This is a genomic window from Streptomyces sp. NPDC093591, assembly GCF_044764885.1.
Classification (GTDB): Bacteria; Actinomycetota; Actinomycetes; order Streptomycetales; family Streptomycetaceae; genus Streptomyces.
In genome coordinates, this window is sequence record NZ_JBIWIY010000030.1 from 20,479 (window position 1) to 43,130 (window position 22,652).

Annotated in this window: 24 protein-coding genes and 1 pseudogene; 6 read left to right on the plus strand and 19 right to left on the minus strand. The window is 69.1% G+C overall.

What is annotated here, in order from left to right:
- Positions 1–20: 20 nt before the first annotated feature.
- From ACIREI_RS43240 to ACIREI_RS43275, 8 genes are all read right to left on the minus strand, one after another.
- Entirely contained in the window at positions 21–656 is a 636-nt protein-coding gene (locus tag ACIREI_RS43240) for a CoA transferase subunit B (protein WP_403345518.1), read from the minus strand.
- Positions 656–1,438, minus strand: a complete 783-nt coding sequence (locus ACIREI_RS43245; RefSeq protein WP_403345520.1) for a CoA transferase subunit A — start codon at positions 1,436–1,438, stop codon at positions 656–658. The genes ACIREI_RS43240 and ACIREI_RS43245 overlap by 1 nt, the downstream gene beginning before the upstream one ends.
- Positions 1,439–1,796: 358 nt before the next feature.
- Complete coding sequence (locus ACIREI_RS43250) at positions 1,797–2,762, minus strand: fumarylacetoacetate hydrolase family protein (protein WP_403345522.1); 966 nt, start codon at positions 2,760–2,762, stop codon at positions 1,797–1,799.
- A 92-nt stretch (positions 2,763–2,854) separates the two neighbouring features.
- Positions 2,855–3,793, minus strand: a complete 939-nt coding sequence (locus ACIREI_RS43255) for a VOC family protein (protein WP_403345524.1) — start codon at positions 3,791–3,793, stop codon at positions 2,855–2,857.
- 42 nt (positions 3,794–3,835) lie between these two features.
- Positions 3,836–4,864 (minus strand): amidohydrolase family protein, encoded by a 1,029-nt coding sequence (locus ACIREI_RS43260; RefSeq protein ID WP_403345525.1) that lies wholly within the window; start codon positions 4,862–4,864, stop codon positions 3,836–3,838.
- Positions 4,861–5,994: an FAD-dependent oxidoreductase gene (locus ACIREI_RS43265; RefSeq protein WP_403345527.1), complete on the minus strand. Its 1,134-nt coding sequence runs from the start codon at positions 5,992–5,994 to the stop codon at positions 4,861–4,863. The genes ACIREI_RS43260 and ACIREI_RS43265 overlap by 4 nt, the downstream gene beginning before the upstream one ends.
- 116 nt (positions 5,995–6,110) lie before the next feature.
- Positions 6,111–7,082, minus strand: coding sequence for a cyclase family protein (locus tag ACIREI_RS43270; protein WP_403345529.1), 972 nt, complete (start codon positions 7,080–7,082; stop codon positions 6,111–6,113).
- The gene (locus ACIREI_RS43275) at positions 7,079–8,083 is read right to left on the minus strand and encodes a fumarylacetoacetate hydrolase family protein (RefSeq protein WP_403345530.1); all 1,005 of its coding nucleotides are present in this window, start codon (positions 8,081–8,083) and stop codon (positions 7,079–7,081) included. Before ACIREI_RS43275 ends, ACIREI_RS43270 begins: the two co-directional genes overlap by 4 nt.
- A gap of 129 nt (positions 8,084–8,212) precedes the next feature.
- On the opposite strand from ACIREI_RS43275, the gene ACIREI_RS43280 reads away from it, so the two are divergent.
- A complete protein-coding gene (locus ACIREI_RS43280) occupies positions 8,213–9,148 on the plus strand; it encodes a LysR family transcriptional regulator (protein WP_403345532.1) in 936 nt (311 codons plus the stop codon).
- A 793-nt stretch (positions 9,149–9,941) separates the two neighbouring features.
- Here ACIREI_RS43280 and ACIREI_RS43285 read toward each other — a convergent pair.
- Positions 9,942–10,370 (minus strand): hypothetical protein, encoded by a 429-nt coding sequence (locus ACIREI_RS43285; RefSeq protein WP_403345534.1) that lies wholly within the window; start codon positions 10,368–10,370, stop codon positions 9,942–9,944.
- 64 nt (positions 10,371–10,434) lie between these two features.
- On the minus strand, positions 10,435–12,090 hold the full coding sequence (locus ACIREI_RS43290) for a serine/threonine-protein kinase (protein ID WP_403345637.1): 1,656 nt from the start codon (positions 12,088–12,090) through the stop codon (positions 10,435–10,437).
- A 521-nt stretch (positions 12,091–12,611) separates the two neighbouring features.
- Between ACIREI_RS43290 and ACIREI_RS43295 the strand changes: the two genes are divergently transcribed.
- Positions 12,612–12,959 (plus strand): hypothetical protein, encoded by a 348-nt coding sequence (locus ACIREI_RS43295; RefSeq protein WP_403345536.1) that lies wholly within the window; start codon positions 12,612–12,614, stop codon positions 12,957–12,959.
- A gap of 249 nt (positions 12,960–13,208) precedes the next feature.
- Here the strand turns inward: ACIREI_RS43295 and ACIREI_RS43300 are convergent.
- Positions 13,209–13,390 (minus strand): annotated as a pseudogene (locus ACIREI_RS43300) (PadR family transcriptional regulator); the annotation flags it as partial.
- A 155-nt stretch (positions 13,391–13,545) separates the two neighbouring features.
- Positions 13,546–14,109: a QsdR family transcriptional regulator gene (locus ACIREI_RS43305; protein WP_403345537.1), complete on the minus strand. Its 564-nt coding sequence runs from the start codon at positions 14,107–14,109 to the stop codon at positions 13,546–13,548.
- A gap of 72 nt (positions 14,110–14,181) precedes the next feature.
- Between ACIREI_RS43305 and ACIREI_RS43310 the strand changes: the two genes are divergently transcribed.
- The gene (locus ACIREI_RS43310; protein WP_403345539.1) at positions 14,182–15,108 is read left to right on the plus strand and encodes a DUF1295 domain-containing protein; all 927 of its coding nucleotides are present in this window, start codon (positions 14,182–14,184) and stop codon (positions 15,106–15,108) included.
- 290 nt (positions 15,109–15,398) lie between these two features.
- On the opposite strand, the gene ACIREI_RS43315 is transcribed toward ACIREI_RS43310, so the two are convergent.
- Complete coding sequence (locus ACIREI_RS43315) at positions 15,399–16,034, minus strand: response regulator (protein ID WP_403345541.1); 636 nt, start codon at positions 16,032–16,034, stop codon at positions 15,399–15,401.
- Positions 16,031–17,302, minus strand: a complete 1,272-nt coding sequence (locus ACIREI_RS43320) for a sensor histidine kinase (protein WP_403345543.1) — start codon at positions 17,300–17,302, stop codon at positions 16,031–16,033. Before ACIREI_RS43320 ends, ACIREI_RS43315 begins: the two co-directional genes overlap by 4 nt.
- A 239-nt stretch (positions 17,303–17,541) precedes the next feature.
- Between ACIREI_RS43320 and ACIREI_RS43325 the strand changes: the two genes are divergently transcribed.
- Both ACIREI_RS43325 and ACIREI_RS43330 read left to right on the plus strand, forming a co-directional pair.
- Entirely contained in the window at positions 17,542–17,745 is a 204-nt protein-coding gene (locus tag ACIREI_RS43325) for a hypothetical protein (protein ID WP_062705398.1), read from the plus strand.
- Positions 17,746–17,771: 26 nt separating this feature from the next.
- Positions 17,772–19,445: a molybdopterin-dependent oxidoreductase gene (locus ACIREI_RS43330; RefSeq protein WP_403345545.1), complete on the plus strand. Its 1,674-nt coding sequence runs from the start codon at positions 17,772–17,774 to the stop codon at positions 19,443–19,445.
- A gap of 63 nt (positions 19,446–19,508) precedes the next feature.
- On the opposite strand, the gene ACIREI_RS43335 is transcribed toward ACIREI_RS43330, so the two are convergent.
- Positions 19,509–19,991 (minus strand): MFS transporter, encoded by a 483-nt coding sequence (locus ACIREI_RS43335; RefSeq protein ID WP_403345547.1) that lies wholly within the window; start codon positions 19,989–19,991, stop codon positions 19,509–19,511.
- A 78-nt stretch (positions 19,992–20,069) separates the two neighbouring features.
- Between ACIREI_RS43335 and ACIREI_RS43340 the strand changes: the two genes are divergently transcribed.
- Positions 20,070–20,372, plus strand: a complete 303-nt coding sequence (locus tag ACIREI_RS43340) for a hypothetical protein (protein ID WP_403345549.1) — start codon at positions 20,070–20,072, stop codon at positions 20,370–20,372.
- A gap of 63 nt (positions 20,373–20,435) precedes the next feature.
- Here ACIREI_RS43340 and ACIREI_RS43345 read toward each other — a convergent pair whose 3' ends face one another.
- From ACIREI_RS43345 to ACIREI_RS43360, 4 genes are all read right to left on the minus strand, one after another.
- A complete protein-coding gene (locus tag ACIREI_RS43345) occupies positions 20,436–20,747 on the minus strand; it encodes a hypothetical protein (protein WP_403345551.1) in 312 nt (103 codons plus the stop codon).
- 126 nt (positions 20,748–20,873) lie between these two features.
- A complete protein-coding gene (locus ACIREI_RS43350; protein ID WP_403345552.1) occupies positions 20,874–21,746 on the minus strand; it encodes a hypothetical protein in 873 nt (290 codons plus the stop codon).
- On the minus strand, positions 21,743–22,294 hold the full coding sequence (locus ACIREI_RS43355; protein ID WP_403345554.1) for a ParA family protein: 552 nt from the start codon (positions 22,292–22,294) through the stop codon (positions 21,743–21,745). Before ACIREI_RS43355 ends, ACIREI_RS43350 begins: the two co-directional genes overlap by 4 nt.
- Positions 22,233–22,457: a hypothetical protein gene (locus tag ACIREI_RS43360; RefSeq protein ID WP_403345556.1), complete on the minus strand. Its 225-nt coding sequence runs from the start codon at positions 22,455–22,457 to the stop codon at positions 22,233–22,235. The genes ACIREI_RS43355 and ACIREI_RS43360 overlap by 62 nt, the downstream gene beginning before the upstream one ends.
- Positions 22,458–22,652: the final 195 nt, after the last annotated feature.

Consider the following 22,652-nt stretch of genomic DNA (forward strand, 5'->3'; position numbering starts at 1 on the left):
TTGGTCGTCGTTGACCTGCCTCAAGCGGCGGTGTGCAGTTTCGCGGCGGTGGCGGCGGTGATGTCGTGGTGGGTGACGCCGGGGGCGGTTTCGACGAGGAGCAGGCCGTCGTCGGTGACGTCGATGACGCCCAGGTCGGTGATGACGCGGTGGACGCATGCCTGGCCCGTGAGGGGCAGAGTGCACTCGTCAAGGATCTTGGGACTGCCGTCCTTGGCGGTGTGATCCATGAGGACGATGACGCGGCGGGCGCCGTGGACGAGGTCCATGGCACCACCCATGCCTTTGATCATTTTTCCGGGGATCATCCAGTTGGCGAGGTCGCCGGTCGCGGAGACCTGCATGGCACCGAGCACGGCGGTGTCGATGTGGCCGCCGCGGATCATGCCGAAGGACAGGGCGGAGTCGAAGAAGGCCGCTCCCGGGAGCACGGTGACGGTTTCCTTGCCGGCGTTGATGAGGTCGGGGTCGACGTCGCGTTCACTGGGGTAGGGCCCGGTGCCGAGGATGCCGTTCTCGGAGTGGAGGACGACGTGGACGCCCGGCGGGAGGTGTCCGGGTATGAGGGTGGGCAGGCCGATGCCGAGGTTGACGTAGGAGCCGTCGGTGAGTTCGGCGGCGGCGCGGGCGGCCATCTGGTCGCGGGTCCAGGGCATCAGCTGTGCACCGTCTCTCGTGCCTGGGGCGCGGAAATCGTACGCCTTTCGATCGGTTTGTCGGCGGCCTGCGCGGGCGTGAGGGCGAGGACCCGCTGGACGAAGACGCCCGGCAGATGGATCGCGTCGGGGGGCAGCTCGCCGGGCTCGACGAGTTCCTCGACCTCGGCGATCGTGATGCGGCCGGCCATGGCGGCCAGTGGGTTGAAGTTGGCGGCGGCCTTGTTGAAGACCAGGTTGCCGTGAGTGTCGCCGCGCCAGGCGCGGACGAGCGCGTAGTCGGTGGTGATGCCGTGTTCGAGGACATGCGTGCGGCCGCCGAAGGAGCGCTTCTCCTTGGCGGGGGAAGCGAGGGCGATGCCGCCGTCCGCCGCGTAACGCCAGGGCAGGCCGCCGTCAGCGACCTGGGTGCCCACGCCTGCCGGTGTGTAGAAGGCCGGGATGCCGGCCCCGCCGGCCCGTAGCCGCTCGGCCAGGGTGCCCTGCGGTACGAGTTCGACCTCCAGCTCGCCGCTGAGGTACTGGCGGGCGAACTCCTTGTTCTCGCCGACGTAACTGCCGGTCACACGGCTGATACGGCCGGCGGCCAGCAGGAGGCCGAGTCCCTGGCCGTCTACGCCGCAGTTGTTGGAGACGACCTTCAGGCCGGTGGCGCCCTGGACGTGCAGGGCGCCGATGAGGGTGGCCGGTATGCCGGACAGGCCGAAGCCGCCAACGGCGAGCGAGGCACCGTCGCAGATGTCGGCGACCGCCTCGGCGGCGCTCGCGCTGACCTTGTTCACGTGCGGGTCCTTTCAGCCGGAGGTCGGCCGGGGGGGCGAACGGAGGAGCGGGGCAGAGCGCAGTCGCCCAGCCGCCGTCGAGGCTGGCGCCGGTGAAGTACGAGGCCTCGTCAGGAGGGCCGGTCCGGCGGAGTGGGATGTGGCGGCCGACGGCGCGCATCGGGGTGGTCGTCGGCGAGCACGTCGCCGCGCGTGGCCCTCGGCGTCGATCATTCTGGGGGTGACGCAGTGGGCCGGGTGCCTGTGTCACATCGGTGGCGGTCGGCTCCCGCCCGGGCCGGTGCCTCGACCGTGCCCTGCCCGTGCACGGCCCCGGTGACGACGACCTTGTCGGCCGGCCTGCTCTCCGCCGCGCGGTTCACGGGCGCGTTCGGGAGCGTCTACGGGCGCGAGGGACGGGTACCGGTTCGGCACCGGGTACCACGGTGTTGGAGACGGTGCCGATGCCCTCGACGGTGAGGGTGACGGTGTCGCCGGGCTTGAGCGCCGGCGGGTCCTGGCGGCCGCGTATGCCCCAGAGTTCGGCGAGGCAGCCGCCGTTGCCGCAGGTGCCGGAGCCGAGTACGTCGCCGGGGCGGACCCAGGTGCCGCGGGAGGCGTAGGCGGTCATCTCCTCGAAGGTCCAGCTCATGTTGGACAGCAGGTCCTTGCCGACGACCTCGCCGTTGATCTCGGCGGTCAGCGCCAGGCGCAGGAATCCGTCGCTGTCGCGGTAGGGCTCCAGCTCGTCCGCGGTGACGAGGTGGGGGCCGAGGGTGGTGGCGGTGTCCTTGCCCTTGCAGGGGCCGAGGCTGACCTGCATCTCGCGGGACTGGAGGTCGCGGGCGGACCAGTCGTTGTAGATGGTGTAGCCGATGATGTGGTCGCGGGCCTGCTCGGGGGTGAGGTCGCGGCCCTCGCGGCCGATGACCGCGGCGACTTCGAGTTCGAAGTCCAGCACCTGGCTGCCGGGAGGCACGGGGACGTCGTCGTGAGCGCCGATGACGGCGTAGGGGTTGGTGAAGTAGAAGGTGGGCGCGTCGTACCAGGCGTCCGGGGCGCCCGGGACTCCGTCGATGTTTCGCCGTACACCCTCGACGTGCTCCTCGAACGTGATGAAGTCGCGTACGGACGGCGGTTGGAGCGGCGGCAGCAGTCCCACCTGGGAGACGTTTGGGCCGCGCGGCACGTCCAGGCTTGCGTTGCCTGCCTCGCGCAGCGCCTCGGGGCCCGCCTGGATCAGGTCGAGAAGCGTCCCCGTGCCGGGGCAGGGGTAGAGGGTGCCGTCGTCCTCGACGGTGGCGACACGGCTGCGGCCGTGCTGTTCGTACGTGGCGAAGCGCATGGCATTCCTAGGGAGCTGGGTGGGTTGACACAGGCCGGGGGCCCGGCGGCATGGCAGGCGGGGGAGTGCGCCGAGCCCCCGGGGTCAAGGGGTCAGACCGGCGGAGCGACGAAGACGCCGCGGTCGACGTCGTTGAGCATTTCCTTGGCGACCATCTCGTTCATCGGGTTGGACGTGCCCCACTGGTCGCCGTTCTCGGGCTTCGTCAGGTCGTAGATGTGCGGGTGCCAGGTGTCCTCGTCCAGCTTTTCGAGCTCGGTGGTGTACTCCACGGTGTTGCCGTGCGGGTCGAGGAAGTACGTGAAGGTGTTGTCGCCGGCCATGTGGCGCCCGGGGCCCCAGATCTTGCGGGCGCCGGAGCGCATCACGCGGCCGGAGCCGCGCATGTACTCGTCGATGCCGCGCATCTCGAAGGAGAGGTGCTGCAGGGAGGTGTGCGGGCCGCTGGCGATGGCCATGGAGTGGTGCTGGTTACTGATCCGCATGAAGTGCATGACGTCGCCCATGTGCGGCAAGGCCATCGTGTCGGACAGCCGGAAGTCGAGGTGCTGCTCGTACCAGGCGCGGGTGGCGTTGATGTTGGGGGAGTTCAGGACGACGTGCGAGAGACGGACCGGGATGGACTCCTTCTCCTCGATACGACGGTGCTGGCGCGCCTCAACGTCGGCCGAGACCTCGATGGTGCGGCCGTCGATGTCGAAGAAGCGGAAGCCGTAGCCGCCGCCGGGGGTGTCGATCTTGCCTGGCTGGGAGATCAACTGCACTCCACCCGCGAGGAGTTGCTCGGCGAGCGTGTCCACGTCGGCGGGGTTCGCCGCGCCGTAGGAGATGAGGTCGAGGCGCTTCTCCTCGGCCTTGCGGAGCCGGACGATGTACTGCTCGGGGGAGCCCTCGGCGGCCAGGAAGGAGATGCCGGAGTCCTCGGCGACCTTGGTCAGGCCCCAGACGCCGGCGTAGAAGTCGAGCTGCTTGTCGTAGTCCGGCACGGCCAGGTCGACGTGCCGCAGGTGAGTGAGCAGACGTGTGCTCATGGTGGGGGTTCTCCTCTGTGCGGTTCAGACGGTTCGGACGCTTCAGACAAGGCGGAGCAGCGCTGCCGCGTTGCCGCCGCGTACGGCGTGGAAGTGGGGGGCGGGCAGGTCCGTGACGTCGCGCAGCGCGCCGAGCGGGTCGTCGGTGCCCATGTCGAAGGGGAAGTCGGAGCCGAGCAGTACCCGGTCGGGGCCGGCCACGCGGATCAGCTCGCGCAGGACGTCCGGGTCGTGGACGAGGGAGTCGAAGTACAGCTGCTTGAGGTAGCTGCTGGGCGGGTGCGCGCAGCCGCGGGTGTCGGTGCGGGCCCGCCAGGCGTGGTCGGAGCGGCCGATGTGGGTGGGCAGATAGCCGCCGCCATGGGCGGCGACGATGCGCAACCCCGGGTGCCTGTCCAGGACCCCGGAGAAGATCAGATGGGACAGGGCGACGGCGTTCTCGGTCGGCTGGCCGACGGTGTTGGACAGGTACCACCGGTTGAGGCGCTCGTCGAGCGTGCAGCCGAAGGGGTGCAGGAAGAGGATCGCGCCGGTTTCCTCGGCCCGTGTCCAGAACGGCTCGTACGCGGGGTCCGACAGTTCGCGTCCCGGTGCGTGGCTGGAGATCTCGACACCGCGCAGGCCCAGGCCGAGGGCGTGTTCGAGGGCTTCGACGGCGAGGCCCGGGTGCTGGAGCGGGACGAGGCCGAGGCCGTGCAGCCGCTGCGGGGCCTGGGCGACGTGCGCGGCGGTGCCCTCGTTGGCCAGTTCCCACAGGGTACGGGCCAGGTCCTCGTCGGCCCAGTAGTGGTAGTGCGACGGAGACGGCGAGACCAGCTGGACGTCGACCCCGGAGGCGTCCATCGCGGCGAGCCGGGCCTTGACGTCGGTCAGCCTCGGGAAGCGGTCGCGGAACATCGGGCCGCTGACGGCGATGGCCTCGGGGCCGTTGCGGCGGGCGTCGAGATCGCGGGCCGCGGCCAGCCCGGGGTGTCCGGCGACGGCTTCCTCGACCTGAGGGAGCAGGACGTGCGCGTGGACGTCGATCGTGGGTGCGCTGTTCTGGGAACTCACGGGGTTCACGGCGTTCACGGGGTCTCCTGCAGGGCGGACATCGTGCGGCTCATCAGCCCGGGTGCGTCGGCGTCACGGGCGCCGTCCATCTGCCACTGACCGAGTTGCACGGATGCTTCGACCACCATGCGGACACGGCCGATCCGGCGTTCGTAGAAGCCGGTCAGGAGGGCGTCGAGGGAACTCCAGTCATGCTCCTCGCTCAGCATCTCGGCCAGTACGGAGGCGTCCTCCAGCGACATGGCCGCGCCCTGGGCGATCGTGGGGGGACAGACGTGGGCCGCGTCACCGATCAGGACGACCCGGCCGCGGTGCCAGGAGCCCTCGACGAGCAGCCGGTCGAACCAGGTGTAGTTGACCTCGGCGGGGTCGGTGATGCTCGCGGCGATCTCCGGCCACGCACCCCCGTAGGGCGCGGCCAGCCGCCGCATCTCGTCGGCGTACGAGGCCGGGTCGATGGAGGCGCGGTCGCGGTTGGCCTCGACGAGGTAGGCGTAGATGGTGTTCTTGCTGGTGGGGCAGTAGCCGGCGATGTAGCACGGTCCGCCGTAGGCCAGGGTCATGCGCTCCACGCTCTCGGGGCGGGGCACGGGGACGCGCCAGATGGCCATGCCGGTCGGTTCGGGCTTGTCGCCGATGCCGATCATCGCGCGCGTGCGGGAGCTGACGCCGTCGGCGGCGATGACAAGGTCGTAGCGGCCCTCGGTGCCGTCGCTGAACCGGGCGGTGACGCCGGACGCGTCCTGGACCAGTTCCTCGGCGGTGGTGCCGAGGCGTACCGTCGCGCCGCTCTCGACGACGGCCTCACACAGAATCTCCTGGAGCCGGGGCCGCTGCATGCCGAAGATCGAGGGCAGGTCTTCCCCACCGGTGCGGAAGTCCTGCTGGACGTGGAACACGGTCCCGTCGGGCGCGGCCATGCCGACGGCGTCGACGGCGCTGCCGCTCTCCCGGACCTTGTCCCACACGCCGACTTCGCGCAGCACGCGCAGCGCGTTGCCCTGGAGGGTGATGCCGGAGCCGAGCACGTTCCAGTCGGGCTTGGCCTCGATCAGTTCCACAGCGATGCCCGCCCGCTGCAGCAGCACGGTCACGGCGTTGCCGGACGCGCCGCCGCCTATGACGAGGACGGTGCGGGGGTCCTTCATGGGTTCTCCCGTAGCTAGTGCCGCGCGAGTTCGAGCGGCAAGGGGGGGGTGTTGCGGGCCGGGCGGGCGAGGGTGGCGTAGCCGTCCGGGCGCGGCCCGCCCGGCGGTCCAGGGCGTTACTTGACGGCGATGGGATTCACCGGTGAGCCGACGGACCCGGTGATGGGCAGTGGTGCGGCGGTGAGCCAGAACTCGTACCGGCCGTCGCCGGCGCAATGTGCGGCGAGGGCGTCGAGGTCCCACATCTCACCGATGAGCAGGCCGATGTGGGGGATGGCGACCTGGTGCAGCGGCTGGAAGGCGTGGTCGAACTCGTTGGGCCGCACCTCGAAGCCCCAGGTGTCGGTGGCGATCCCGGCGATCTCGCTGCGGTGCAGCCAGCCGGCCGTGCTGAAGCTCAACCCGGGTGCCGGCCCGCCCGCGTAGTCGCCCCAGCCTTCGTGACGGGCGCGGGCCAGCCGCCCGGTGCGCACGAGGACCAGGTCGCCACGACCGACGGTCACACCGTGCGAGGCGGCGGTCGCGGTCAGGTGCTCCTCGGTGATGGCGAAACCGTCGGGCAGTTCGCCGTCCTGACCGACGACCAGGCCCACGTCGAGGAGGACGCCCCGCCCGGCGACGTGCGGAGCCATGTGCTCGACACCGGTGACCAGGTCGCCTTCGGAGGTGACGACCTTCTCCGCCGGGCGGCCGTTCCACGCCTTGCCGTGGTCGAAGATGTGCCCGAGCCCGTCCCACTGGGTGGAGCACTGCAAGGGCATGGCGATCACGTCGTCGGCGCCACCGAAACCGTGCGGAAAGCCCTGGCCGCCCAGAGCGGCGTCGGTGCCGGTGGCGAGCATCGTGTGCACCGGGTTCGTACGCCGCTGCCAGCCGTTCTGCGGGCCGTCCATGTCGAAGGCCTGTGACAAGGAGAAGCTGACGCCGTCGCGGATCAGGGCCGCGCCCTCGCGGCGCTTGGCCTCGTCGAGGAAGTTGAGCGTGCCGAGCACGTCGTCCTCGCCCCAGCGGCCCCAGTTCGAGTACGCCTTCGCGGCCTCGGCGATCGCCGCCTCGGGATCCGTACGGTCGATATGGGCGGGGCTCATTGCTCTTTCTCCGCGACACAGCGGGTGCGCTGGGCGCCGAGCCCGGTGACCGAGCCGTCCATCACGTCGCCGTCGCGCAGCAGTCGGCCCCAGTGGATGCCGTTGCCGGCCGGGCTGCCGGTGAGGACGAGGTCGCCGGGGAGCAGCCGGGCGGTCTGGGAGATGTACGAGACCAGCCGTGCGACGCCGAAGATCATGTCGCTGGTGGACTCGTCCTGCATGGCCTCACCGTTGAGTTTCAGGGTGACCTGCAGGTCGGAGGTGTCGGCGATGGAGCCGGCCGGGACGATCCACGGGCCGAGCGGGGTGAAGCCGGGGGCGTTCTTGCTGCGCAGCCAGTCGGTGCCGATCGGGGGCATGTCCCGGCGGAAGACGGTCGCGCGGTCGGTGAGGTCGTTGGCGATGGTGTAGCCCGCGACGTACTCCAGCGCCTCGTCCACGGTGACCCGGTAGGCGGGGCGGGAGATCACCGCGGCCAGTTCCAGCTCCCAGTCGGGCTTCTCGGCCCAGGTGGGAAGTACCACGTCGTCGTAGGGGCCGCTGATCGTGGTCGGCAGGCCGATGAAGACGTACGGGAGGTCCTCGGCGGCCCGCTTGTCCATGACCGCCGCGACCTGGGCGCGGGCCTCCTCGATGGTGCCCGGGGCGTCCGGGGCGCGGTGTGCGACCGCCAGGTCGATCACGTGCTGGCGGTAGTTGGCGCCGGACTGGAAGATCTGCCGGGGCTCGACGGGCGCGTGCACCGTCAGGTCCGCCAGCGGTCGCCAGTCACGCGTCGGGTCCCCGGCGAGGGTCTGCAGCCGCGGCAGCTCCTCGTCCCAGCGCTCCAGGAGCGCGAGCGTGGTCAGCGCGGGTTCGTCCAGTGCCGTGCGCAGGTCGAGCGCTCGGCCGTCCGGCGTCACGAGGCTCGGGAACCTGGTCTCGCCCGGTGCCGAAAGGGTGCCGATGGCGAACGGTCCGGAGAAGGGGGTGAAGGGTGCCGACGTGGCTGCGGATGTCACGGAGATTTCCTCCCGATTGCGGTGCCACTAATCTGGCCCAGTAGATTGCAATCAGGGAAATCGATTTCCTGTATATGAGAATCCAGCCGGTGAATACCGATGGTGCCGGCTCCGGAATTGGGATGCTTCGTGAACTTGGCCAGCCTGGACCTCAACCTCGTCGTTGCCCTACGCGCCCTCCTGCAGGAGCGCAACGTCACCAGGGCCGGCCAGTGCATTGGGCTCAGCCAACCCGCGATGAGCGCGGCCCTGGCCCGGCTGCGCCGCCACTTCGACGACGACCTCCTCGCCCGGGTGGGCGGAGGGTACGAACTGACCGCCCTCGGGCAGGCCCTCCTCGACCGAACCACCACCGCATGCGACCTGCTGGAGCGCGTCTTCGCCAGTCAGGCCGAATTCAACCCCTCTCGCGAGGAACATGAGTTCACGCTGATCGCCTCGGACTACGCGGTTGCCGTCTTCGGCACCGAACTCGCCCGCACCATCGAGGCCGAGGCACCAGGCATCCGGCTCAGGTTCAAACAGGTACCGAACGAATTCATCGACAGCACCGGGTCGCTGCTCAGCACCGTGGACGGGCTACTGCTGCCCCATGGCATCATTCGCGGTTTCCCCATGGTCGAGCTCTACCAGGACAGCTGGGTCTTCCTCGTCGCCGACGACAACCCCGAGGTCGGCGAGCAGCTCACCTTCGACGATCTGGCCCGACTGCCATGGGTGACGTACCAACGAGCCTACGACGCCCCCGCCGCCCGCCAGATCGCGACGCTCGGCATCGAGCCGCGCGTCGCGGTCTCCGTCGACAGTTTCCAGCTGATGCCACTCCTGGTCGCGGGCACCCGCCGAGTAGCTCTCCTTCAGAGGCGTCTCGCCGACGAGCTGGACGGACTCGCACACGTCCGCATCATGGAACCGCCCTATGACGCCGTGCCGATCCAGCAGGCCTTGTGGTGGCATCCGGTCCATATGCACGACGCGGCGCACATGTGGCTGCGGGAGACGGCGGCCCGGGTCGCCGAGATGATGGAGGCCGGTCGGCCTACGATTTCCCGTCCGCCGGAATGAGGGCGGGGCTATGCCCTGCACAGGCAGATGACACTGCCAGGCCGCAGCCGACGCCGGACGGGCGACCGCCGCGTGGAGCCGGTTTGAGCAGTTGCTGCTGCTCTGGCTGGAAAGGTTCGCCGGCCGGTCCCGGGCCGGCGGCGACGATCGCCTGCTTGAGCTGCGTGTATCGGGGGAAGGCCCAGGCTCATCTGCGGGCCGGCTTCCGCTCGCGCCGTGGCCACGAGCGTTGCGTACGGGCCCGCGACGGTCGTGACCTTCGATCTGGATCCACGCCTGGTGGAAGGCCATTCGTGCCAGCAGACTGCTGATCTCGTCGGTGAGTTGTTGCCGTATGGCGGATGAGGACTCCGTGGGCGGCGCCGTATGCGGTACGGCATCTCCAGGTACTCCTCGACCGCCATCAAGGCCTCGGCGAAGGTCTTCGCCCGGCGTTCTCTTCGTACGGCCCGTTGGTTGAGGGCGTAGGTCAGGAAGGCACCGAAGCCAGACACCTCCACAAGCGAGACGAACGGACGAACTACGCCCATCTCGCCTGCTACAAAGCGGAGTTCATGCCCACCCACGCCGAACCACCCGATCACGTTCGGAAATCGGATGGCGTCTCAGGGAACACAGATCGTGGTTCGACGGCTGGAGACGTCGATCGCCCAGAGGCACGATGCGACTTGAGCTCGTTCGCCCTCGGGCCTGTGACAAGGAGGAGGCCAGATGATGGAAGACGCCGGAGGCATCGACCTCTCCCCGCAGAGGCGCTGCGGGCGCGCTCCTGCGCCGCGCGTTGGTCGAGGCCTCATGGCAATGGGTCTTCCGTCACGGCGGTCGCGCGGTGCCGGGCGCGGATGGGCGCGATCACGGTGCCCGTGGTGCGGTCGAGATGACTGGGGCCCTCGGGCAGCTGGTCCGGGCTGATGTAGCTGCGCGGCCCGAGGTGAGTGGCCGGGGCGAGCCGATGCAGGGTGACCTTCCCGGCACGACGGACCCGGTTCCATCCGCTACGGCGGAACAGGCGCCAACGCTGAGGGAAGATCCAGGTGTCGACCCGTTCGATCCGGTCGCTCACGCTGGTGAGCTGATGCACGTGCTCGGCATGGGTGAGGTCGTTGGCGCCGTTGTGGAACCCACCGAGCGTGATCACTATGAGCGGGGAGCGCAGCTGGGTGTGCAGTTCGAGGTCGCAACTGGAAGTCCGTACCGGAGGGCGGAGGCAACGGAGCGTCATGACCTCGGCGAAGCCGGCGCTGGATGGGAAGGGCTCGGCACCGCCGTGTCGGCGGGCGCAGCCGTCAGCGCCGGGTGAGGGTGGACGGCGCCCCGGCGGACTGGTCACCTTCGACGCGCAGGCCCAGGGTGTCTCGGCCGGTCATCGTGACGATGTAGATAGTGCCGTTGGGGCAGGAGACGTCGGCCTCCTCTTCGGTGGAGTCGCTGCTGACCGCCTTGAGGACCATCGACGCCTTGCGTATCTCCTGCAGTCGCAGGGTATCGGTGCATCCCAGCTCACGTTTGAGGCCCACTTCGGTCACCCTGCTGACCTGCTTGCCCACCAGCTCATATCGCTTTGCCGGGTGGAGAGTCAAAGTGACGGTGAACTGGTCGGTGGGGCGCCCAGTGGAGTCGTCAGGAGTGGGATTGCCCGGCCCTGTGCCGACCCATGTACCTGCCCAGGCCTCGGGAAGCGATGTGGCGGTGGATGTCGGCTCAGGCGTCCCGTCGGAGGCGTCATCGGTGGCAGTGGATGACGGCGCAGACGTCCCGTCGGAGGCGTCATCGTCGGAGGAATACCGCACGAGGAACGTGCCCGCCGCGGCCATCAAGGCCACGGCCATGGTCCCGGCGACCGCCCGGCCGGTACGGCCGGACACCCACCGTCGCACGGCGCCGACAGGCGGCAGGACGGCGGTCTTTGCGTCGGCGGAAGCCGGGCCGTCTTCGGGCTCACGTGACACAGCCGCCACAGACGGCAGTTGCACTGTTGCGGAGATCAACGCTTGCGCCTCCTCCTCCCGCACGGCGAGATCTCTCTCCAGCCCCTCGGGCAGCAACTGCGGCCAGGTACCGCACCGGCCGCCCAAGCGTTCCAACAGCACGCTGACGGTGCCGGGCGTGGCCCGCTGCTCGGGATCCTTGGCCAGACAGGACCGCAAGAGCGGGACCAGGGCCGCCGGAACGCCGTCGAGGTTCGGCTCCTGATGCACGATGCGGTAAAGCTGCACCGCAGGCGAGAACTCGTCGTTCGGGCTGGAAAAAGGGCCCCGTCCCGTCGCCGCGTACACCAATACCGCAGCCAGAGAGAAGACGTCACCCGGTGCACCCGATTCCCCGGCACTCACCTGCTCCGGCGCCAGATAGCCGGGAGAACCGATCACACCCCCGGTCCTCGTGTGACGCGAGTCCTCCGTCGCGCGCGCGATCCCGAAATCGATGAGCAGAGGACTACGGCGGCCCAACAGCACATTGGACGGCTTGACATCCCGGTGGGCCAGCCCCGCCCCGTGTACCGCTGCCAGCGCCCCGAAAAGCTCGGCCGCCAGTGCTAGGACGCACTGCTCGGACAGCCGGCCGTATCGCCGCACCCACTCTGCCAGGGACGGCGCTGCCACGTATTCGGTGGCGAGCCACTGCGGGCGCTGCCCCGCCGGGCTGTAGTCCACCACCGCAGGCGTCCAGGCCGAGCGCACCCGGTCGCTGTTCCGGATTTCCCGCGCGAATCGCTCCTCGAAGCCTGGCTCCCGTCCGAACTCGGCACGCACCGTCTTGAGCGCCAGCGGACGCCCCGACACGGTCCGGGACAGATACACCCGTCCCATTCCACCCTCACCGAGCCGCGCCAGCAGTGGATAACCACCAACAGCCTCCGGATCCGCCGTGTCCAGCAACTCCACGCCCTGCCGCCCTCTCAGATTTGCACTGCCGATCAGGTTCAGTCCCCGGACCAGCACAGCCAAGCGCCGCATCCGTAGCATCGGCACCAAGCATCACCTGTCACACCTGCACTAGACCATTCTCAGCCACAACGTCCGGCAGCCCGAGAATCCGTCACCGGGCGCGAGGCCACGTGGGCGGTCGGGAGGGCACACCTTGGCACAGCTTCCGATTTGTCCGGGTGTGCGCGCGTCGTGGCATCGGGTCGGAGCGGTGTTCCTGCAGCCTCGCGGTCGTCCAGGGGCCGGGGCCGTGCAGGTTTCGGTGCTCGGGCCGGGTGGGCGGTCTTCCAGCAGATGTGCCGGAAGTCACGGCGGACTTGGGCAGGGGCCGGTCCGCCCGGGAACTTGGCCTTCAGTCCGGCGTGAGGTGACGGGCACGATCCATGCCTTTCCGCTCGTGCTGTGCAGCTGATGCCGGAGGAGGGCTACGCCGTGGTCACGATCCGCAAGGTCACCGTCCGCGCGGACGCCGATCCGGCGCTTGTCTTCTACTACGGCATCATCGGAGAACTGTTCTGGGCCATTTTCAGGCGTGGGTGCGGAGGCGGACCCGCGACGTCTGGAAGAGCTCCGGCCAGTGCGTGCTGTGGGAACTGAGCAGTGAACCGCACGGCTCTGCGCTCGCGATCGAGTTCATCGCTGCTCGCCGACCACAGGCCGTCGGTGTCCGCGGGTCGCCCCTCGGCGAGGCCTCCTCACCCGCCACGCTGACCGTCCTGATCAGCGGCATGTCCCGGATCCTGGTCATGGACGAGGCTTTCGGCCCGAGGGCGGTCTGGCGGGCCTCGCACAGTGGGTGGAACGGGAAGGCGTCCACCGGCCCGTACCGCGCGGGCATGCCGAGAAAATCGCGGTCGATGGCGAGGGGGAGCCGGTCGTCGTGAAGCTGGGGGTGTGGCTCTCGAACACCAAATCGAGGCGCGACCGGCTTGCACAGGAACAGCGGGACGAGCTGCGGGAGCTGGGCATGGAAGGGGCCTGATACCAGCCGCGGCCGGTCTTTGAACCGGCCGGACACTCGTAGCGTCAGAGAGACCCCGGAGGAGCAGTCCTCCGGGGTCTCTTGCTGTCGGCGGGCGAGCGGGTCAGCTGGTGCCCAGGCGGGCGTCCAAGGGATGGGGGCAGTTGCTTTTGGCGTACCGCTTGCGCTCAGGACCGCTACCGGCCTCGATCCCGTCGACCTGGACGAGGCCGTTCTCCAGCAGCAGGGACATGGCCGAGCAGACCTGGCCGTAGTGCAGTGGCCGGTCGTGACCGAACTTTCGTCGAAGGCTCGCTTGAGGTCGAAGCCGTGGTGGTGGGGGGCGGACTCCAGGAGGCCTAGGAGTGTGTGGTCACGGACAACGGGAGGAGTGACGGTCCATGGCTTCGTGGACCTGCCACCGAGCCCACAGGCGGCGGGCACTTCCGGTCCGTCCGTATCCGGCCTGGCCTCGACCACGCACACGTGGTCGAGGCCAGGCCGGCCGGTCAGCGCAGGAGTCTGCGGATGATGGTGGTGGCGGCGCTGATGTCGGTGGGCTGCCCGGTGAGGAGCTCGCGGTAATAGAAGGACTCGGCGACCCGGACGACGGCGTAGGCGAGGGTCGGGGCGTCGATGTCGTCGGGTTCGCCGATCTCGGACTGGATGAGCCGGCTGACGGTCTCGACTATGCGGCCCTGGATGACGCCGTCACGCGAGGTCATCACCCGTAGTGCGGTGTCGGGGTGTTCGGCGACGAACCGACGCATGGCCGGCAGTTGTGCGCTGGTGGTCAGCATGGAGTGAACGAGGTCGGCGACCTTGTCGGCGCCTTGCCCGCGGCTCCGGGGGTAGAGCTGGGCGAACTCGGTTGTGGCGATCGCCCAGATCGCCTCGCCGATCAGGCGGTCGCGGTCGCCGTAACGCCGATACAGGGTGGCGCGGCCGATGCCGGCCTCGGCAGCCAGCGCCCGTGCGTCGATCCAGCCGTCCCGCAGGAACATCGCGACCGCAGCGCGCAGCACCGGCTCATCCGGGGGCAGCGGAGCCGGAACCTCTTGCATTTGAGACATCACCGTCCTACTGTCTCACCCGATCTGGCGAGACACATGTGCATCAGTGTCTCACTTTTGGAGGGAGTTGCCATGGCCACAGTGAGGCGGACAATGCCGTTCGCGATCTACGTCGTGATGTTCGCGGCCCTTGCACTTCAGAGCGACCTCACGGGGTTCATGGTCTGCAACCTGCTTGTGCAACTGGCCGTCTTCGTCGTGGGTGCGTGTCTGCCGGCCCACCGCACCGGGTTCATGTCCTACGTGGATGTGGCCTGGCCGTGGGGCCTGGCCCTGATCGGGGTGCAGGTCCTGGTGTTCGGCGGCCTGGATTCGCCTGCGGCTGTCGCCACTGCGGCGATCTACCTGCTGATGGGCATGCGTATGGGCGCCTGGGCGCTGCGATTCATGGTGTTCAAGCGGTTGCCTGGTGAGTTGCCGCGGTACCAGTACCAGCGGCGCCGCTGGGAGCGGGACGGGTTCCGCAACGAGAAGGTGTCGCTCCAGGTCGAGATCATGGTCCAGTGCGGCGCCAACATCGCTGTGCTCGCGGTCCCGGCCGCGCTCGCCACCGTGCGCACGGCCCGCCTCGATGTCGTGAGTGTCGCGGCGATCGCGCTGTGGGCGGTGTTCTGGGTCTTCGAATCGGTGGCGGACCTGCAGAAGGCCCGTTTCGCCGACCGTACCCGACGAGACGGTGTGCGCCGCACCTGCGACATCGGGCTGTGGCGCTACAGCCGTCACCCCAACTACTTCGGTCAGTGGATGCAGTGGAACAGTCTCATCCTGTTGTCGCTGCCCGTGCTGATCGACCGCTGGCCACACCATCACATCGTCTTCGGCCTGCTCACGGCCCTCGCTCTGGCCTGGATCTCCTGGACCACGTACCACATGCTCGTGCACTACACCGGCGCCGTTCCCGCCGAGTATTTCAGCCGGCAACGACGCCCCGACTACATGCGCTATCAGCGCGTCACCAACCGGTTCTTTCCCGGGTCCCGACGGACCACTCATCAGTGATCCCATCCGAGGGCCCCATCGGTGACGAGGCAGAGCGGCGGGCACGGGTGCCGCCGCCCTCCCGCACCGCTGCCGGCTCGCCTCCATCAATGGCAGCGGCCAACAGCTCAACAACCGCCTCCAGGCCATCGAACGGGACACCGGCGCGGCCCGACCAGTACGGGCTGGAAAAACACCCTGCTGGAAAGGGAGTTGACATTCATCACAAGATCACCGGCCAAGCGTGACCACCCGGTGTCACCACCGACTACGGGCCAGAGCCGTTCGCTTTACAGTCCCGCACGCGAAGATCACCGGTGTGGTGGAGTGAGGACGCCGCGCGAGAGGGCGACGGTGACGGCTGCGGTGCGGTCGTTGACACCCAGCTTGACGAACGTCCGCAGCAGGTGCGTCTTCACCGTCGCTTCGCCGATGTACAGCTGCCGACCGATCTCGCCGTTGGACAGACCCCGCGCGACGAGGCCGAGTACCTGAACCTCGCGGGGGGTCAGCTGCTCCCTGGCCGGCGCCTGCATGTGCGTCACCAGCCGGGCGGCCACCGGCGGGGCCAGGACGCTCTCACCCCGGGCCGCCGCCCGGATCGCGTCGGTCAGGATACCGATCGGGGTGTCCTTGAGCAGGTAACCGGTGGCGCCGGCCTCGATCGCCGGCAGGATGTCGGCGTCACCTTCGTAGGTGGTCAGCACGAGCACGCGAATGCCGGGGTGCTCCTGGCGGATGCGCGCCGTCGCGGTGGCGCCATCGGTACCCGGCATCCGCAGGTCCATGAGGACGACGTTCGGGCGCGTCGCGGCGGCGAGGACGATCGCCTCGTCGCCGGAGCCGGCCTCGCCGACGACCCGCAGGTCGTCGTAGGTCTCGAGCATGCCGCGGAGGCCGAAGCGTACGACGGGATGGTCATCGACAATCAGGATGTGGACAGTCATCGAGGCGGTTCCGCTCGCTCAGTGGTCGACCGTGTGGAGCTGAGATCAAGCACAGGCTGCAGGCTGTGCGCCGCCTGCTCGGCCGGGGCCGGCGGCAGCTCGACCCGCACCGTGGTGCCCTGGCCAGGAGCCGATCGCACCGTGCAGGTTCCGCCGAGGCTGGAGGCGCGGGTGCGCATGCCGAGCAGGCCGTATCCACCCCGGACGGCGGCCGGGTCGAAGCCCTGGCCGTCATCGGTCACGGCCAGCGCCATGAGGCCGGAATCGTGGCGCAACTCCATCCGCACCGCCGTGGCGGCGGCGTGCTTGCCGACGTTGGCCAGGGCCTCCTGCGCGGTGCGCAGCAGGGCGATGTCGGTGCCGGTGGGTGCGCCGGACCGCTCGCCGACGATCGACACCTCGACGCGCGTACCCGTGTCGCGCGTATGCCGGGCGGCGAGCCGGTCCAGCGCATCGGCGAGTCCGCGACCGGTCAGGTCGACCGGGGCCGATGCGGCGATCAGCGAGCGTGCCTCCGCGAGGTTCTCGCGGGCGGTCTTCTCCAGGATGTCGAGCTGCCCGTCGGCGGCCGTCGGATCACGGAGCAGGGTCGTCCGTGCGACCTGGGCGAGCATGAGGATGCTGGTGAAGCCCTGTGCCAGGGTGTCGTGGATCTCGGCGGCCAGGCGTTCACGTTCGGCGTGGACGCCTGCCTCGTGGCCCGCGCGTTCCAGTGCGGCCCGCGTCCGGGTCAGTTCCTCGATCAGCGCGGCCCGCTTGCGGTTCTGCTCGCGGATGCCGGTCAGATAGGCGCCCACGAGGATCGTCACGGTCATGGGTACCAGAACGGTCACGCCGACCATCGCCAGCGTGTAGCGGCTGACTCCGGCCCGCGCCACCATGGCCCAGGCGAGTTCGGCGTAGAGGATCGACAACAGCGGTAGACGTACCCGCCACCTCGCGACCATCACGAACAACTGTGGGCAGAGCGCGAACAGCAGTGCGCCACCGATCGGGGCGATGGCGAGCAGAAGCGGGAACACGACCGCCAGGACGGCGAAGTAGGCCGCACCCCAACGCTCGTCGCGGTTCTCCATGGCTCGCGGAGCGACCAGGGCATAGCAGGCGACGATGACAGCGAGCGTACCGAGGGCAAGCAGGCGTTGTCCGAGCGCCACGGTGACGTCGGCCGCTATGGCAATGGCAAGAGGTATCGCGACGGCGCCTACGAGGACGTGCCATCCGACGCGGTAGCGGTAACCGAAGTCGACGGTGCTGCGTACTGCCACGCCCTGTCCACCTTCGCCCGCAGAGATCTGGCCGCCAGTCTACGGGCGGCCACGTCCACGTTTACGGGCGCCCACGTCCACGGTGCCCGACTCGGCGCCGAGGAACGTCCACGCACCGGTGGGGGCGTGCGTACGTCGATCGGTTGACGACGGGGTCCAACCAACCGTTGTCGCCGCCTCGGCCTCAGAACCGTCACGCTCGTTGTCGAGAACTTCGGCTCCCCACCTGGAGATACCCCATGAAGAAGAACTGGTTCGTCCTCGGCCTCGGCGCACTCCTGGCCTTTGTCGGCGTGGGCTGGACCTTGCAGGGACTCGACGTCATGAAGGGCTCGGCGATGAGCGGCGTGACGCTGTGGGCGGTCGTCGGGCCGATCGTGGCGATCGTCGGTCTCGTCGTGCTGGGTGTCGGCTTCGCCCGGCTGCGCCGGGTGAGCCGGTAAGCGCCGATCAGACGTCCGGTATCGACATGGAGACTCAGAAGACAGGTCGGCCGGCACCGGGAAGACCGCCCAAGCAGTGGTATGGCGAGCTTGCCGGCGTCGCGGCCACCGCACTCGCCCTGGGCGTCGGTGAGCTGGTGGCAGCTGCGACGGGCGGGCCCTCAGCGCCCCTCGTGGCGGTAGGTGGCGTCGCCGTGGACGCCGCGCCGACTCCGGTCAAGGAGTTCGCCGTCGCGGTGTTCTACACGTACGACAAACTGGCGCTGCAGGCGGGAATCGTGCTGGTGTTGGCGGTGTTCGCCGCGTTCATCGGTGTACTGGCCATGCGCCGGCTCTGGTACGGGCTGGTCGGCGTCGCTGTGTTCGGGGTGATCGGCGTACTCGCGTCAGCCACCCGGCCCAGCGCCACGTGGGCGTACCCTCTGCCGACAGTGGCCGGTGCACTGGCCGCTGCCGGCCTTCTGGTGCTGCTGCGTCGCACCCTGCCACGCCGTGCTGCGGTATCGGCGCAGGACCTGGGGGACGGCACCGGCCTGGACACGGCCGTGGCGGCGCAGGGAACCCACACCCCCCTGCAGGGTGCCCGTTCGCCGTCGTCGGACACCGGCATCTCGGTGGTGGACGGCGCGGGACAGCCGTCGGGCCGACGACGGTTTCTGGCGCTGGCGGTCGGGGCGATCGGCGCGGCCGCGGTGGCTGTACCGGGCGGACGTCGGCTCTGGGCACAACGTGTGGCCGCGGCCCGGGCCGCGGTGGTTCTTCCGTCCCCGTCGAGCCCGGCACCGCCACTGCCCGCCAAGGTCTCCGTCGGCGTGCCCGGAGTGGAGCCGTTCGTGACCAGGACCGCGGACTTCTACCGGATCGACACCGCTTTGACGGTGCCACAGATGGAACCGAAGGACTGGCGGCTGAGGATTCATGGCCGGGTGAAACGGCCGCTGACATTGACGTACGAGCAACTGCTGGCACGGCCGATGGTGGAGCGCTACATCACGCTGGCGTGTGTGTCCAATGAGGTCGGTGGCGAGTTGGTCGGTAACGCGCGGTGGTTGGGGGTACCGATCAAGGGTCTGCTGGATGAAGTCGAGCCGGATGACAGGGCGGATCAGGTGGTGAGCCGTTCCGTGGACGGCTACACGGCAGGTACGCCGACGGCAGCGTTGCGTGACGGGCGGGACGCGTTGCTGGCGGTCGGGATGAACGGGGAGCCACTGCCGGTCGAACACGGATTTCCGGTCCGGATGGTGGTGCCCGGGCTGTACGGATACGTATCGGCGACGAAGTGGTTGACGGAGCTGGAGCTGAGTCGTTTCTCGGACTTCAGCGCCTATTGGGTACGGCGGGATTACGCGGCGCTGGCTCCGGTGAAGACACAGTCGCGGATCGACACACCGGCCGCGGGCAAGCATCTGAAGCAAGGTCTGGTGATGGTGGCCGGGGTGGCGTGGGCGCAGCATCGTGGGGTGTCCGCGGTGGAGGTCCGCGTGGATGACGGACCATGGCAGCAGGCACAGCTCGCGGCGGTGCCGTCGGTGGACACATGGCGGCAGTGGAGCTGGCCGTGGCAGGCGACGCCCGGCGAGCATCGCCTGCAGGTACGCGCCACCGACAACACCGGCCAGGCGCAGACAGGACAGGTGCACAAGCCGTTGCCCGACGGGGCGACCGGCCGGCACACGATCAAGGTCACGGTTGCCTGAGCATTTCCCGCCGGGCGGGGATTCCCGCCTGAAGACATCTTCAAAGGGCTGCGGCCCAGGCCCTCAGGCCACCTGGTCGGGTAGCGGCCCGGGCTCTGCGGCACTGGCCTGTCGCCGGGCCACCAGCAGCCCGGCAGCGACGATCGCGGAAGCCAGCCCCAGAACCCCCACGGCTCCGGCCAGCGTGCCGACCGCCGATTCCAGGGCAAGGAGCACCAGCGGGCACACGAACGAGCCGCCGAAGAAGGCAGATGTCCACAGCCCCGTGCCCCGGCCGCGATCCTCGTACTGCAACCGGGACATGGCACTGGTGAGCAACGACGGCAACAGCATGCCGGTGCCCAGGCAGTTGATCACCGCACCGACGATCATCAGCGGGACGCTGCCGGCGAGGAATATCACCCCGAAACCGGCCGCGCAGACCGTGAAGACGGCGGGCAGCATCGGCCCCGGGGAGCGCTTCAGGCGGGCGAAGGCGATCGCTCCGGCCACGGTGCCGGCGCTCGCGACCGCGGTGGCCAGACCGATCATGCCCGTGTTGGCCACTCCGAGGTCGTCGACTGCTCCATTGGTGACACCGCCAGTGTTCTCCTGCCTGCGACCTTCATCCAACAGGCCGCGAGATTGACCTTCGATATGCGAGGTCCGGGCTGGCTCGATACTGCGGGCGCACCCGTGTTCCCCCACTACGAGGAACCCGGGGATGAAAGCCGGGCGCTTCTGGTAAGGAAGACCTTCCTGCAGAACTTCCTCGTGGAGCACAGCCTTGAGCTGGTTGTGTGGCACTGGTACGAACGAATGCAGCTACGAGACGACTATCACCAAGGCAAACACCCTTATGTCGAATCGAGCGTCATCGCCCGGCTGGGGGCGGACATGAAGATTGGCCAGGGCACCCCGCAGCGGGCAGAACGGGACCTGGAGTGATTGGCAGGTACTCCCTCACCGTGACGTACGGTGCCCCAGTGGCTTCCGCTGTGAGACGGCTGGTTAAAGGAGTTCCTTCCCCGGCGGTTTGAGGTCCGGTGGGTAGCCCTTTGCACGGAGCCAGGCGTCAAGGGCGAGAGCGACGATGTCACCGTGAGGGATGTCGGTGTCGGCGTTGCACCGGCGGATCCGGCGCTGGAACTGAAGAACTTCAGGGACGGCGTGGTTGAGCTGCCCTCGTTTGGTGTGCCGGTCTTTGATGACGTTCAAGGTGTCGGGGTGCGGCGTAAGAGCGTCGTCGGTTGGCTGGAACTCGGCGTCGAGCGCGTCGGCGATTTCACGCAGTCGGCGGGCGTAGGGGGAGTGATCAGACACGAGAGCTGCTCCGGTCGGTCCGGCTAGGCGGATAGCTATCCGCCTACTGGGCTATTGGAATAGTCGGCACGAGGGGCGGCCGCACCCCGGCGCGGGGCGGCCGCCCTGCGTGCACTGCAGTCGGGCTCAGAACCCGCGAGCGGTGAGCCAGTCGTCCAGCGCGACCGAGACGATGTCGCCGATGGGCAGGTGATCGAGTTCGTTGTCGAGGGCGAAGCGTTTGATCCGCTTCTTGAGCTTCAGCGCAGCGGGGACCGACGAGTCGAGGCTCTCGCGGGCGATGATGCGCTGGTTGAGGACGACAGCGGTCTCGGGGACGTGCTTGGGGCGGCCGGGACCGTGCGCGTACGGGGTCCCCTCGCTGGGAGCCTCCTGCGATCGAGTGTCCTGTTCCTGGTGAGCCCCCGGACTTTCGCTCCTCACCGGGAACGCCGTACCGCCTGCCACCGGAGGAACAGCAGGGCGAACCGCCACCTCGGCGGCCAGAGCCGCACCAGCAGCCGCGGACGTCACACGGGACGGACCGTGCTGCGCAACAGGTTCGGCCGGCTGCGTGGGCTGGACTGCAGGTGCTCCAGGCTCGGGGGCCGGGGCTACAGGCGGCACCTGCCGTTCCGGCGGCTCCTCACCAGCGCTCGTTCCCGCCTCGGGGGCGACGACGGCTGGGCGAACCGGCTGACTGGCAGCCGGCTCCGGCATCGTGCCGCTCGGCGCCTCAGCAGTCGGCTGGGCGGAGGCCTGCACCACTTCGGGCACCGTCTCGGTCCGGCCCTGCGCCGACCCCTCGACGGGAACGGCGGAAGGAGCGTGCTGAACCTGCGCCTCGCCCGCAGTGGGACGACCTTCGCCCTGGGCGGCAGCCTGTTCGGCGGCGTACTGCTCGGGGGTGAGCTCGGCGGCCGGGGGAGGGGGCGGCGTGGTCGCCTTCTTGGTCCCGCCGCCGAGGGTGCGGCCGGTGCGGCGGGCCGGAGGCTTTATCCTCTCGTTCTTGTCGGTCATGCCGTCAGCTCCTTCATCAGCTCGGCGTACTCGCTCAGTTCGGTGGGGATCTCGCCGAAGGCCTCCATGTAGTGCACCCAGGAGTGGATGGTCGTCTCGGCGAGGGGGAACGGCTCGTCGCGATCCGGGCCGATGCCCTCGCCCTGGGAGGGCTCCAGCAGCTTGTCCTTGGCGTTGCGGGGCAGGCTGGTGCGGTCGTCGGCCTTCACCAGCACCACGTGGGCGGTGACGTCGCGCTCGTTGCGGGCGGCGGCGCGCTCGGCCTCGTCGAAGGTGGCCACGAGCTTGCGGCGCTCGATCTTGGTGGGGGCGACCGGCACGATCAGCCGGTTCGCTTCGGTGACAGCCTCGTGGAAGATGCGGGCGCTGCCGCCGCCGGCGTCGACCACGATCGCCCCGAACTCGGCACGCTTGGCGCGGATGTACTCGGCGATATCGTCGAACGGGTACCGCTCGACCACCAGGTTCTCCGGGACCTCAAAGCCCTCAGCCTGGGCGACCTTGAACCAGTCCCAGGCGGACTGACTGGTCGCGTCGGCGTCCAGCAAACAGCGTCGGCAGCCCCAGGACGACGGCGTAGTAGAGGGCGATGAACCAGGCGGAGGTGGTCTTGCCGGTGCCGCCCTTGAGCATGCCGACGACGATCACGAAGGCGTCCCAGGCGTGGGCTGTGGCCGCCGCCAGGGTCTTGATACGGGTGTTCTCGTTCACGTGTGTTTGATCTCCTGAAACTGGAAAGGTGCGTTGACTTGGCGGGGAGTCGCCGACAGCGTCGACGCTTGGGCCTGGCTGCCTGGCTGCCTGGCTGCCTGCGGCCGAGCGGGGGTGCTCTGGCCGCGCAACCGGAGCCGGGATGGTGCATGGGCGGGTCGGTGAGCCGAGCGGCACTGTGGGGGATGCCTGCGA

Excerpts from the sequence above, each read along its gene's own strand:
- ACIREI_RS43240 (WP_403345518.1), bottom strand. The coding sequence starts at position 656 with ATGCCCTGGACCCGCGACCAGATGGCCGCCCGCGCCGCCGCCGAACTC.
- ACIREI_RS43250 (WP_403345522.1), bottom strand. The coding sequence starts at position 2,762 with ATGCGCTTCGCCACGTACGAACAGCACGGCCGCAGCCGTGTCGCCACC.
- ACIREI_RS43255 (WP_403345524.1), bottom strand. The coding sequence starts at position 3,793 with ATGAGCACACGTCTGCTCACTCACCTGCGGCACGTCGACCTGGCCGTG.
- ACIREI_RS43265 (WP_403345527.1), bottom strand. The coding sequence starts at position 5,994 with ATGAAGGACCCCCGCACCGTCCTCGTCATAGGCGGCGGCGCGTCCGGC.
- ACIREI_RS43270 (WP_403345529.1), bottom strand. The coding sequence starts at position 7,082 with ATGAGCCCCGCCCATATCGACCGTACGGATCCCGAGGCGGCGATCGCC.
- ACIREI_RS43285 (WP_403345534.1), bottom strand. The coding sequence starts at position 10,370 with ATGACGCTCCGTTGCCTCCGCCCTCCGGTACGGACTTCCAGTTGCGAC.
- ACIREI_RS43305 (WP_403345537.1), bottom strand. The coding sequence starts at position 14,109 with ATGTCTCAAATGCAAGAGGTTCCGGCTCCGCTGCCCCCGGATGAGCCG.
- ACIREI_RS43310 (WP_403345539.1), top strand. The coding sequence starts at position 14,182 with ATGGCCACAGTGAGGCGGACAATGCCGTTCGCGATCTACGTCGTGATG.
- ACIREI_RS43315 (WP_403345541.1), bottom strand. The coding sequence starts at position 16,034 with ATGACTGTCCACATCCTGATTGTCGATGACCATCCCGTCGTACGCTTC.
- ACIREI_RS43325 (WP_062705398.1), top strand. The coding sequence starts at position 17,542 with ATGAAGAAGAACTGGTTCGTCCTCGGCCTCGGCGCACTCCTGGCCTTT.
- ACIREI_RS43330 (WP_403345545.1), top strand. The coding sequence starts at position 17,772 with ATGGAGACTCAGAAGACAGGTCGGCCGGCACCGGGAAGACCGCCCAAG.
- ACIREI_RS43350 (WP_403345552.1), bottom strand. The coding sequence starts at position 21,746 with ATGACCGACAAGAACGAGAGGATAAAGCCTCCGGCCCGCCGCACCGGC.